This is a genomic window from Cellulophaga fucicola, from assembly GCF_900119145.1.
Lineage (GTDB): Bacteria > Bacteroidota > Bacteroidia > Flavobacteriales > Flavobacteriaceae > Cellulophaga > Cellulophaga fucicola.
Window position 1 is genome coordinate 844,066 of record NZ_FPIY01000001.1, and the last position, 13,414, is coordinate 857,479.

The 13,414-nt window shown below is 33.1% G+C and carries 6 protein-coding genes; 5 read left to right on the forward strand and 1 reads right to left on the reverse strand.

The genetic code is table 11. The features are described from left to right. Position 1: 1 nt before the first annotated feature. Positions 2-988 (reverse strand): GntR family transcriptional regulator, encoded by a 987-nt coding sequence (locus BT107_RS03780; RefSeq protein WP_072302413.1) that lies wholly within the window; start codon positions 986-988, stop codon positions 2-4. Positions 989-1,321: 333 nt separating this feature from the next. Here BT107_RS03780 and BT107_RS03785 point away from each other — a divergent pair, with 333 nt between their 5' ends. Genes BT107_RS03785 through BT107_RS03805 form a run of 5 tightly spaced genes read left to right on the forward strand, consistent with a single transcriptional unit; the run spans position 1,322 to position 13,413 of the window. Next, positions 1,322-6,043: a hypothetical protein gene (locus BT107_RS03785; RefSeq protein WP_072302414.1), complete on the forward strand. Its 4,722-nt coding sequence runs from the start codon at positions 1,322-1,324 to the stop codon at positions 6,041-6,043. Between the two features lie 44 nt (positions 6,044-6,087). Then, complete coding sequence (locus tag BT107_RS03790; protein ID WP_072302415.1) at positions 6,088-6,543, forward strand: hypothetical protein; 456 nt, start codon at positions 6,088-6,090, stop codon at positions 6,541-6,543. A 47-nt stretch (positions 6,544-6,590) separates the two neighbouring features. Then, on the forward strand, positions 6,591-8,666 hold the full coding sequence (locus BT107_RS03795; protein ID WP_072302416.1) for a fibronectin type III domain-containing protein: 2,076 nt from the start codon (positions 6,591-6,593) through the stop codon (positions 8,664-8,666). 3 nt (positions 8,667-8,669) lie between these two features. Then, a complete protein-coding gene (locus BT107_RS03800) occupies positions 8,670-12,044 on the forward strand; it encodes a T9SS type A sorting domain-containing protein (RefSeq protein ID WP_072302417.1) in 3,375 nt (1,124 codons plus the stop codon). Position 12,045: 1 nt separating this feature from the next. Then, positions 12,046-13,413 carry a PKD domain-containing protein gene (locus BT107_RS03805; protein WP_084639105.1) on the forward strand — a complete coding sequence of 456 codons (1,368 nt, stop codon included), beginning with the start codon at positions 12,046-12,048 and terminating at the stop codon, positions 13,411-13,413. Position 13,414: the final 1 nt, after the last annotated feature.

Consider the following 13,414-nt stretch of genomic DNA (forward strand, 5'->3'; position numbering starts at 1 on the left):
CTTATAAAGATTCTCTTATTATTAACTGTGTTGGAATATAACTTTGTAAAGGCCCTTCATTAGTAACAAAAGAAGCTGCTGTAGAGCCTAATGCCTTAAAATCTGTGGATATTACGCTTATGCCCTTGTAGATGAATTTTTTCATAGGGGTTTCATTATAAGATAAAAAACCTACATCCGTACCAGGTTCTAAATTCTGCTCTTTACATTGTTCTAAAAAGTTACCTAAAACTCTATCACTAACACTTATGTAAGCCTCATTTTTAACTACCTTAAAGTCATTTACATCTAAAACAACATCATAATCTAAATTGCTTTCTTTACAGAATTTTTTAAAATATGTAACCGTTTCAAACGGGTGATATGTAAATGTAGGATACACAAAAACTAAACGTTTGTATTTTTTAAAACTAGGGATAGCATCTTTTAATGCATTAGAAAACGAAGCTCCAAAATCTTGAAAAACATAATTATTATTTTCCTTTGCAAATATGTTCCAGTCAATTAAAAGTAAATTACTGGTATCAAAATCAGACAAAACCTCTGCTACTTCCTTATTATTAAAATTCATAACAACATACTTATAGTATTTACCTTTACTATTATTAAGTATGGTTTTAAAATTGTCTATTTTATAATGATGAAACTGTACATCTACAATTATGTTTTTAGGTAAATTATTCACAAAAGAATGATACAAAACCTCTTTATAAGCCTTAAAAGTATCTAAAACCAAAAGCACTTTTTTGGTTTCATTAGCTATATAATATCCCTTGTTTGGAACGGATACTACTACTCCATTTTCCTTTAAAATGGAATAAGCTTTAAATACTGTATCTCTAGATAAACTAAAATCTTTACATACTTTATTTACAGAAGGTAAAGCATCACCGTTTGTTAAAGCATTACTAGCTAAAGCATCATTAATTGCATTTACAAGTTGTAAGTATTTTGGAATATCACTATTAGAGTTAATTTTAAATTTCATAATCCGTTCTGTTCTGTTCTGGTTTGTCAAATATAAAATAAATTTTCTAAAAATAGTATTGACATTAAAATTGTAGGTAAATTCTTGTTTAGGATATGTTATTCAACCAAGAAAAGTATCACTTCATCTAAAAAACATAATACAAGGTCACTATTTCCTATTATAGTTAAAATAATGTTAATACTCAAAAACTATAATAAGCGTAATTAACGTATATGTATTGTAATCCATCAAATATATATTAGATGACTTACTAAATAAAAGTTAAAACCTTATAATGAAGGTAAATTCCTATATTGCGTCTTTATAATTTATTTTTGATAAACCCTACTTATGAATTACAACAAAAAGTTTAAATCTGTTTTTTTGTTACTAGTCTTATTGGTTTACCCTATTTTTAGCTTTGGAAAGCTTAATCCCGACTTACCAAAAGCAACAATAGATAGTATTTTAAAAAGTACAAACGCTACAGGTTCTACTTTAGAGTTGTTCAATTCTAAAAACGTATTTTCTTTTCAGAGTATCAAAAATGAATTTTCCGTTCCTACACCTATTCTTAATGATAGAAATGAAGCTGCAGCAGTTTTAGAAGAAATAGACTTAAAAGATACTTGGGTTAACACTCTTTCTAATAATGATATTGTAACCTTACCTGTTGGTATTAAAACCACCGTTAGTGAAGTAGAATACTCTATTGGTATAGCAAAAGCAACAATACACAAAGATTATACAGAATTAACCGTTTTTGCTAGAGTTAGATTGCCGCAAACTGATGATAATGGAGATCCATTAGAAATATTTTTTGGCGCAAACAATGTAAAGCTTTCTCATGATGGTGGAATTTTTGGTGATGCCAACCTTGTACTTTTAGGTGATGTGCAAATACCTTTTAACGCTGGGAATTGGTTGTTAGAACTTAAAGGTGGTTTTGACTATAAAACAGGAAATACAGATAACCTTACATACGTTACTATAGACTGTAATGGTGTAAAAGAAATGGGTTTAGCAGCTGAGGTACAATTCTCAAGGAGTTTAATTATACCTGTTACAGACCTTGGCGAACCGGAAGAAAAGTTTAAAAGCGTAAAAAGAATAGATGGTTCTACGGCACAAATTGACAATAGAGTAACAGGTAAATTTTCTATGGTCGCTAGTGGATGGAATGATATTGTAACTACCATAGATCTTCAACCATTTGCACTAGCAAAACACCCAGATAAATTTGTTTTTAATTTAAATGAAGCTACATTAGATTTTAGCGATACTCGTACTCCCGATATTCCTTTTCCTCAACATTACCAAGAAAAAGGATTACTATTGCCGAATGCCGAATTGTGGCGTGGTGTTTATGTACAATCTTTAGAAGTATCATTACCAAAAACCTTTAAAACATCAGAAAGTATAGCCAAACAAGAACGTGTTAAGTTTACTGCGACTGATATGATCATTGATAATAATGGTGTGTCTGGTCTATTCTCAGCAGAGAATATTATTCCACTAGATAAAGGAAGAACCAACGACAAAAAAGCTTGGGCCTTTTCTGTTGACTCAATTGCTGTAGAACTTACTACTAATCGTATAACTAGTGCTGAGTTTAATGGGCAAATAGTGCTACCAATTTCGGCTAAAAAAGAAGATACTCCTACGACCAAAGAAGAAGGCAAAAAACTAGGATTATCCTATAAAGGTTTAATAAGTGAAGAAGAATACCTTGTACGCGTTGCTACTGCAGATACATTAAACTTTAATGTATGGCAGGCTGAAGCACAATTACTACCTAATTCTTTTATTGAACTAAAAGTAGCCAATGGCAACTTTAAACCTAAAGCCGTATTAAATGGTCGTATGGCTATCTCCGCTAGCCAAAAAGAATCTTTAGAAAAGGAAGGTACCAAAGATGCTGATAGTACTATGGTTAATTTTAAAGGGATAGAGTTCCAGAATTTAGTACTACAAACAGAAGCCCCTATTTTACAAGTAGATTATTTTGGATATAAAGATGAAGTTAAACTTGCCAATTTCCCTGTTTCAATAGCAGATATTGCTTTTAACTCTAATGACCAAGAGGCTGGTATTTCATTTGATTTAAAAATAAACCTAATGGGTAAATCTGATAAAGGTTTTGCTGCGGATGCAAGATTGGGTATCATTGGTAAGTTTAGTGAGGAGAATTTTGTTCAAAAATGGAAGTACGATCGCATAGATCTTTCAGAAATAAATATTGAAGCCAATATGGGCGCCGTTAAAATAAAAGGAGGGTTACTCCTTATGAACGATGATCCTATTTATGGCAATGGCTTTTCTGGCAATATAGAAGGTACTTTTAGTGCTTTTGGACCAATTACGTGCAAAGCTATTTTTGGAAAAAATGAATTTAGGTATTGGTATGTAGATGCTGCGGTACATGGCCTAAAAATACAAGCAGGACCTATACAACTATCGGGGTTTGCCGGTGGTGCTTTTTACAAAATGACAAGACGAGCTAATGCTGGTCCAGACTTTTCTCCTTCAGGACTTTCTTATATTCCTAATGATGATACTGGCTTAGGTGTAAAGGCAATGATTTATGGTGGTATTCCTGATGAAAAAGCTATTAAAATAGGTGCTGGTTTTGAAATTGAATTTAATAGTAGTGGCGGTGTAAACAGGTTAGGTTTCTTTGGAGAGGCAGTTGTGATGCAAGCTTTTGAAATTGAAAATCCAGTTGCTAGCTTATCAGAAAAGCTAAATGAAATGGTAGACACTGAAGCCCTTAACGGTGTTATGGATAGTAAAATGGGAAAAACTTTTTTAGATAAATCAGTTGATGAATACAAACCCATAAAAGTTGGTAAACAAGGTATTACTGCTAATATAGGAATCGAATTTGATTTTGCTAATAAATCTTTTCATGCCACAATGGATTTATATGTAAATGTTATTGGTGGTGCTTTACAAGGTAGAAGTTCTGGAGGAAGAGCTGGCTGGGGTGTTGCTCATCTATCAGAAGAAGAATGGTATGTATACATGGGAACACCAACAGACAGACTTGGTTTAAAATTAGGTATTAATTCTTTATCTGTTAAAACAGGTGACTATTTTATGTTAGGTGATAATATCCCTGGTAGCCCTCCTCCTCCTGAAATTGTAGCCGAAATTTTAGGTGTAGATGCTGAAACACTAAACTATATGAGGGATGAAAATGCTTTGGGAGACGGACGTGGTTTTGCCTATGGAAGTGATTTTTCTATTGACACAGGAGAAATGAACTTTCTAATGTTCTATGCTCGTTTTCAAGCTGGTGTAGGGTACGATATTATGTTAAAAAATTATGGTGATGCTCAATGCGTTAATACTGGTGATCAAGTTGGTATTAACGGTTGGTATGCAAACGGACAAGCTTATGCGTATTTACAAGGAGAATTAGGTATCAACTTAAAGTTATTTTTTGTAAAAAAACGGATTCCAATTATAAAAGCTGGCGCTGCTGTTTTATTACAAGCCAAAGCACCAAATCCTATTTGGATGCGTGGTTATGTAGGCGGACATTATGATTTACTAGGAGGTTTGGTTAAAGGTAAGTTTAACTTTAAAGTAACTCTTGGTGAAGAATGCGAGTTTGACAATGGGTCTCCACTAGGAGGTTTAAAAATTGTAAGTGATTTAACTCCTAGAGATGGTGAAACAGAAGCTGATGTTTTTGCAACTCCACAAGCAGCATTTAATATGGCTGTGGAAAAAGCTTTGACAATTCCTGAAGCAGATGGTGACCATATTTATAAAATTACCTTAGACGAGTTTAAAATTACAGACGAAAATAATACAGTTATTCCTGGAGCTTTAGAATGGGGAGAAAACAGTAACAATGTTACTTTTGTTCCTGAAGATATACTACCTCCATCTACTGCTTTAAAAGTTAGTGTAACGGTTGGTTTTAAAGAGAGAGTAAATGGAGTTTACCAAATAGTAATGGTAGACGGTGCTCCCGCTAAAGAAACTGAAGAACGTTCGTTTACAACAGGTGGGGCTCCTGAGTATATTCCATTAAAAAACATAGTATACTCCTACCCTGTTATAGATCAAGAATATTACTACCCAAAAGAATATAATAATGGGTATATACAATTAAAACAAGGTCAAGATTACTTGTTTGACGATTCGCAATGGAAAAGTGAATTGGCATTAATTAGTGAAACTGGAGAAGCAGAAAAACCTGCATTTTCATATAATAATTCAAGTAATACTATTAATTATACATTACCAACATTAGACAAATCTACTACATATTCATTATCAATTTTTAGTAAACCAAAAAATGTAAGTTCAGAAACTACATCTACTAGAACAGAAAACAATACAGATTTAGGAGATGATAACACTATGACTGTAACAGACAACAATGCGCAATCTGTTTCTAAAGATGGTAGTATAGAACGTATTGGTTATAATTTTACAAGTAGTGCTTACAATACATTTGCAAAAAAAATAAAGGCTATAAAAGTGGACAATTATGGTTGGGGCAAAATTGCAAATGACGTAGTTTATCTATACAATGCTATAGATAACCACGAGGCTTTTGAAACAGCAGAATTGGTTGGTACAGCGTACACGGATAATATGCCAATGGTAGTTGCAGAGTCAGATTTAAATGACAATTATTTTAAGCAAGATATTAATCCAATTTTATATCAAAAATATAGTTCTGGATCTTATAAAATAGAACGTCCAGAAGATCCATATGGTTTACCACCAAAAAGAGCATTACCGTTGTTTACTAATTATGTTACTAACATTGCTTATGGTATTAATAAAGGATGGACAAGAACACATTTTCCGTTTAGATACAATTTACCAGAGATTTACAAATTAGATTACACTACTACTAAAACTAACGTTTTAAATGATTACGTAGATGGTATAATTACGTTAACCAATCCCAACACAGCAATACTAGACACAGAGTATATTTTTATTCCAAAAGGTACTTATACTATAAAAGTACAATATGTTTTACCTGGTAATAAATTAGGTAGCTCTGCAACAATGAATTTTAAAAATCCATTAGACCTAGACTAATAAAGTCCAAATAAAAAAGAAGATAAAAAGCTAAAAATTTAAATATGAAAAAAACATTTTTGATTGCAACACTTATGCTAAGTTCTTTATTCATTTCTTGCAATAGTGATGATGATAATAAAAGCGAACAAAAAGTTTTAGATCCAATAATTGGAGAGTGGATACAGACTAATTTTACAACTAATTTAATAATAAATGGTGAAGAAGGCCCTACTAATGTAGAAGACCTTGAAGATTGTGAAGGAAATGATTTCATCTTAAATATTAATGAAGATGGTTCTTTTAAATCTGGCAAAATTGAAAACCTTGATACGGGAGAATGCGATTTTCAATTGGGCTCTTGGAAAAATATTGGTGACGGCAAATATGAGTTTTCCGGCACCTCATTTACTACATTTATTTTAACACCTGAATTTGTTGGAAATTCTTTTAAACTAGAAACAGAAAGTACTGATGAAGATGGCACACAACTTTCTAGAATTACATACTCAAAAAAGTAATTACATATAAAAACAAATTGTCTAAACCAACTAATTTTTTAAATTAAATGAGATTATTATTAGTCATTAGCTTCTTTTTCTCTGTACTGTTTTCTTTTGCTCAGCAACAAGACAGCATTACATCGCCATCTATACAGGCTATTGCCAGAGCGCAGCAAGGCAAAATTCTAGTGCGTTGGGCGCCAACAGATGCTATTGTATGGCAAAGAGCAAATACTTACGGCTATACACTAGAGCGTTTTACTGTATATAGAGATGGTAAAAGATTAGAATCACCAGAGCAAAAAATAATTGCTACAGGCACTTTAAAACCTGCTCCAGTAGAATCTTGGGAAGAAATTTCTATGACTAATGATAACGCTGCCATACTAGCACAAGCAATTCACGGTGAAGATTTTGAAGTTGGTACAGATGAAGGTGAACTAATGGCAATTGTAAATAAAGTAGAACAATTAGAACAACGTTATTCTTTTGCCTTATTTGCTGCTGATATGAATTTTGAAGCTGCAAAATTAGCTGGCTTAGGGTTTGAAGACACTAATATAAAAAGTAACGAAGGCTATTTATACCGCGTAAAATCTGCTATTCCAATCGAGTTAGCGGCTAACGTAAAAGAAGGTTTAATATATATTGAAGCTTCTAACACAGAAGCATTACCAGCTCCTATAGATTTAGTGGGTGTTTTTAACGACAAGGAGGTATTACTTACGTGGGAATATGAGCTTTTTAAAAGTATTTATGCAACGTATTATGTAGAACGTTCTGAAGACGGTACCAATTATAAACGTTTAGACGACTTACCATTAGTAAATCTAAACAACACAGATAAATCGCCTACAAAGCGCATGTATTATGTAGATACATTAGCTCAAAACAATAAAAAATACCATTATAGAGTATTAGGTGTTTCGCCTTTTGGAGAGCAAGGTGAACCTTCAAAATCTATTGTTGGCCAAGGTCAAAAAGCTCTTACTGCTACACCTTTCGTTACAAATCATAAACTAATAGGTGAAGCGGATGCTGAAATTTATTGGGAATTTCCTAAAGAAAAAGAAAATGAAGTAGCAGAATTTCAAATAAGAGCTGCGACAAAAGATAATGGTACTTATGAAACAATAAAAAAAGGAATTACACCTCAAACAAGAACAACAACGTTAACTACACCTTATTCCACAAACTACATAAAAGTAGTTGCTATGGGTAAAGACAGTACAGAAACAGCATCGTTTTCTGCTTTAGTGCAACTTATAGACTCTATTCCGCCTGCAAAACCAGTTGGGTTAATTGGTGTTATGGATAGCTTAGGAATAACCACTATTACTTGGGAACCTAATAGAGAAAAAGATATGTTGGGCTACCGTGTTTTTAGAGGGAATATTAAAAACGAAGAATATGCACAAATTACAATAGATCCTGCTACTACAAATAAGTTTACAGATACAGTACAAGTTAAATCTTTAAATGATAAAGTATACTATACTGTAGTAGCTGTAGATAACAGATACAATAACTCCGACTACTCTGAAGTGTTGGAAATTAAAAAACCAGATGTTGTACCTCCTTCCTCTCCTATTTTTAAAGAATATAAGGTTAATAAAAATGGAGTTTCGCTTTCTTGGATTAAAAGTGTAAGTGCAGATGTAGACAAACATCAATTATACCGTAAAAATAAAAGTACTGTGAGCGAATGGGAGTTGATTTTTGAAACCAATGACACTATCACAAATTTTGAAGATACTAAAGTGGCAGCTGCAACAAAATACACCTATAAAATTCAGGCTATAGATGATAGCGGACTGATATCTGCGGACTCACCTAACCTAACCATAGAAACAGCTTCTAATACAGAAGACAAAGTTTTAAAGGGTTTAAATGCTACAGTAGACAGAGAGCAAAACAGCATTACACTAAACTGGCGAAAATTACCATCTGAAATTAAAGAGTTGGTCATTTTTAAATCTAAAAAAGAAGGAAAACCTTCTACTTGGAAGCAATTGCCAGCAACACTTACAAAAATTATAGACAACAATATATCTCCTAATAACATCTACATCTATCAAGTACGTACCGTATTTGCAAATGGTAGTTTTGGAACTTTAGAGACTATAGAAGTAAATTATTAAGCTATGAAAAAAATACTATTTATATTATTTATATTAATTAGCTGTGCTATTAATGCACAAAAATCAACAATAGAAATCACTAATTTCAGCTATGAAGTAGAAGGAGATGAAAGAGTTTGTGGTAGTAATATTGTTTTAACAGCTGTTTTTGATGATGGTTCAGAAGAATTTTTCGCCCATAGGAAAGGAAAAGAAAGAAAAGGTACACACACTTATAATTATGATAATATATTAATAGAATATTCAGGTAGAAAGTTAAAATCTTTAAAAGTTTTTGCAGATGTAACAGAAAAAAGAGCTTCTTGTAATGGTAGTAGAAATTCCTATTTAAAATTTGATCCTGAAATAAAGTTAGAATCAAATTCTTGTTTTAATAATACTATTAATTACACAAATCGAAATGAAGGGGAATTTGAAGTTAGACACGATGTTAGATTTGATTATAAAATTTCTACTTCGGTTGATGTTACGAGTAGTAGTGGTTCCCTTGGTTATGAAGATGCAAAAACTATAGAGGCAGATCCTTCTTTTAGTGATGATTCTTATAATTGGCAATACCAAATAGTAAATAATACTACTGCAATGCCAAATCCTAATTTATGGACAAATATAACAAGACCTGCAACTCCTAGCTCTTTAGAATTTGTAGCTAGTGATATTTTAACAGCTAATCCACCGGAATGGTATTTTAATAAATATATTTATTTTAGAATTAAACCTTGTTATGATAACCAGTCACCAGGAAGTACTCGTTTCTATAAAATCCTCCCATCTGCACCCCACATTACAGCTATTGAAAATAATACTGGCTTACGCTGTAACGGCACAGATGATGCAGAAATAACTCTTGTTTTTGATAAAAATTTAGAACCTGGTGAAAGTTTTGCATTGGAAGTTTTAGACTTATCTGTTGAAACAGGTACCAATGAAAATGGAGAGCCCTTGTATGCTAAAATAACTATAGATCCTAAATTTGATAATATTACAGCTGATGACATCATTAATGATAGATTAACCATAACTGGGTTACCAGGAAGTACTGATGATGGTTTTCGTATTGAATTTCTTGGCGGTACTACCCTTTTTGCGGATGGTGATAATCATAAAATTGAATTTAATGTTTATGAGCCTGAATTTGTACAATTTACGCTTTCAGACCCTACCGATGTAAACTGTAACGGAGGACAAGATGGTACTGTTTTAATTACCGCTGAAGGTGGTACAGATAGTAACTACCAATACCAACTAACAAGACCAGATGGTACTGTTGAAGATTGGGTTAATTTTGATAATACATTTACACATACAGTTAGTGATTTATCTGCCGGACTTAATAAAATTAAGGTTAGAGATGGCAATGAATGTGTTGCAAAAGAATTAGTACCTGATGAGGATGGTAATGATACTCCAGATCATGATAACGATTTAACTTTAGAGCAATTAATTGAAGAACCTGCAAACGTACTTGATTTAGAATTTTTACCGGTAACAGTTGATAGATTAAACGATAGTAACGACGCTACCGCAAATGGCTTCACTGATGGCCGTATTATTGCAGTAGTTACTGGTGGTACAGCACCTTATAATGTAGTATGGACGAATAAAAATACTGGAATTGAAGTTACAACTGTTTCTAACTCTACATATGATGCAGATGAAGAAAGTCAAACTTTTACTTTAAACAATATTGGAGAAGGCACGTATACTTTAACTGTAACAGACGCTAACCATACTCAAGCAACACAAAAAACTACTTGTTTTGCAGAAGGTGAATTTTCTATTGAAGATCCTGATGAATTACTACTTACTATTGAAGAAACAAACCCTGTTTCATGTAATAGTACAAACGAATTTAACAATCCTGTTGGAGACGGACAATTAGTTGCCCACGGCACTGGAGGTATTAAATTAGATGCTTTTGCAAATAACGGATTACCATATTATTATACTTGGAAAAAAGAAGATGAAAATGGCGTTTTTCAAGAACTTACAGAAGAAAAAGATAGCATTATTAGCAATTTAACTGCCGCTCGTTATGCAGTAAATATAAGAGATGCAAACGGTATTGTTATTGGTAACTATGTAAACAATAGTTTGGTTAATGAGACTGATGTTATTCACGACTTACTAAATCCAGAACCTTTTGTAATTACTTTCAACAAAGGAGATTTACTATGTTCTGATGGTACTGAAGGTTGGGCAGAAGCCTCAATCACGGGTGGAACTGGTTCGTATACTTTAAACTGGTCTAATGGGTCTACAGAATCTAGAATTGAAAACCTAGAAAAAGGAACTTACCTTCTTTTTGTAACTGATGAAAAAGGATGTCAGGCTACAAGTCAGGTTATAATTGATGCTCCTAACCCACTCCAAGTTGCTATTTTAGAAGAAAACGATCCCGTTTGTAACAACGGATCAGACGGTGTAATATCTTTAGGTATAAGTGGAGGGTTAGAAGATTACACCTATAATTGGCTTAAAGACGGTGATGTCATATCTAGTCAGACTGGTTTTTACGCCAATAATTTAACCGCAGGTACATACACAATTACAGTTTCCGATGCTAATTTATGTTCAGAGACAGTTGAAATTACACTTGAAAATCCTAATCCAGATTTAATTAGTTTAGGAGAAGACAGATTACTTTGTGGCGGACAAAGTGTTGTTTTAGATGCAACATACCAAGGGAATGGTACCACATACTTATGGACATCGGATAATGGATTTACAAGTACAGAACCAAGTATAGAAGTTGCCGAAGCTGGCACCTATACTGTAGAAGTTACAACTCTTCTTGGTTGTAGTGGTGGCGATAGTATTATAATTACAACATCAGATACACCAATAGATGCACACTTTATTGTAAGTACACAGGCTTTTGCTGGTGAAGAATTAGCCTTAGTAAACATTAGTGAACCTATAGGCGATAAAGTAGAATGGTTTTTACCAGAGGAAGCTGTAGTTATTGCTAAAACAGATGAAAATGTTATTCTTCTGTTTGATGAACCTGGCTCTTATGAAATATTACTACGATCTAACCAAGGAACTTGCTTTTTAGATTATATGAAGACTATTATTATTGGCGAAGCAGAAAACATTCCAGATATAGGCGATGCTGTAATTCCTTTTATTCAGGAATTTAAAATATACCCTAACCCTTCTAGCGGAGAATTTTATGTAGACATTTTACTTTCTGAGGCTAGTTCTATATCACTTAAAATATTTAGTATGGCTTCTCAAGGTTTGGTACACGAGCGTAAAGAAAAAGCTGCAGTTAATTTCAATTTAGAGTATGGTACAACATTGGCCTCTGGAACATATGTTTTGTTACTAGAAACTGCTAAAGGAAGTGAAATAAGAAAAATTATTATTAAATAATATGCAACACCTAAAAAACAGTATTCTTCATTTTTTCTCTGTGTTAACAATGTGTCTTTTTAGCGCTAGTTGTACACAAGAGCAAGCTGTACCTGTTGTTATAGATTTTGAAATAGCAATAATTAACGAAGATTACTCTATACCAGTTACGGTTAAAGTTTTAAACAAAACTGTTGGCGCAGACGCCTACTCTTGGTCTTTTGTAGGAGCGGATAGGGAATCTAGTACAGATAGGAACCCTGGTGCTTTAGTCTACAATACTAAAGGTGATTATACCATACGTTTAGATGCTTCAAATAAAGACGGATCTGCAGATAGTAAAGAAGTTACATTTAGTATAGATGCAGCTGTAGAAGTTGCTTTTGATGCCGAAATACAAACTAATAATTTTGCGCCTGCATCAGTTTTAATAACTAATAACACAAAAGGAGCTACAACTTATAATTGGACGTTTGCAGGTGGTACACCAGAAACATCTACAGAAGAACAACCGGGAACAGTAGTTTTTAATGAACCTGGAGATCATCTTATAACATTAGTGGTTGGTAACGGAAAAGAAACGCATCAACTAGAAAAAACAATAACGGTTGCAGATGGTTTAGTAGCAGATTTTGATTGGGAAGTTGCTTTTCAGGATGATGATCTTCAGATTCCAGTAACGCTAACAATGCAAAACAATAGTACAGGTGTTTTAACGTACAACTGGACTTTTACAAATGCTACACCATCAACTAGTACAGAAGAAAACCCAACTGTTACTTTTAACGCAGAAGGCACACAAACGCTTACGTTAACAGTTTCTAATGATAAAGAATCAAAATCGATTTCTAAAACTATAGAACTTATAGCCGATACTAATATTAGAACTTTAACCAATGTAAAATTCGGAATTAATACAGCGCATAACAACAATACTATTGGTGCTTTTTATTCTGCCACAAATAGAGAAATCTACAATAAAGAAGAACTTGGTGCCATAGATGGTAGTCTAATAGACATAGTCTTTTTTGGCTTAGGCGAAGACTTTTCGTTTAACAAATTTGTTTCTCCAGACGATTTAAGCACTACTACGTTTCCTGCATTAGCAAATGCACAAAACACACGTATTATAAATTCTCAAGAACAATGTGGCTGCTCTACATTACTAACTGTTGCACAATTTGATGCCATAACAGATGATAGTGTATTAAACGGTTTAACCGTTACAGAAACAAACGGAGGATCGCAGCATTTTACAGATGCTACAGTACCTAGAATTGTATTATTTACTACTGCAGACGGTAGAAATGGTGCTATAAAAATAAAAGAATATGTAAAAGACGGACAAGCCTCTTACATACTAACCGATATTAAAATACAGAAACAGTAAG

Bases quoted from the DNA above. Each gene is read 5' to 3' on its own strand.
- BT107_RS03805 (WP_084639105.1), top strand. From the start codon at position 12,046: ATGCAACACCTAAAAAACAGTATTCTTCATTTTTTCTCTGTGTTAACA.
- BT107_RS03795 (WP_072302416.1), top strand. From the start codon at position 6,591: ATGAGATTATTATTAGTCATTAGCTTCTTTTTCTCTGTACTGTTTTCT.
- BT107_RS03790 (WP_072302415.1), top strand. From the start codon at position 6,088: ATGAAAAAAACATTTTTGATTGCAACACTTATGCTAAGTTCTTTATTC.
- BT107_RS03800 (WP_072302417.1), top strand. From the start codon at position 8,670: ATGAAAAAAATACTATTTATATTATTTATATTAATTAGCTGTGCTATT.
- BT107_RS03785 (WP_072302414.1), top strand. From the start codon at position 1,322: ATGAATTACAACAAAAAGTTTAAATCTGTTTTTTTGTTACTAGTCTTA.
- BT107_RS03780 (WP_072302413.1), bottom strand. From the start codon at position 988: ATGAAATTTAAAATTAACTCTAATAGTGATATTCCAAAATACTTACAA.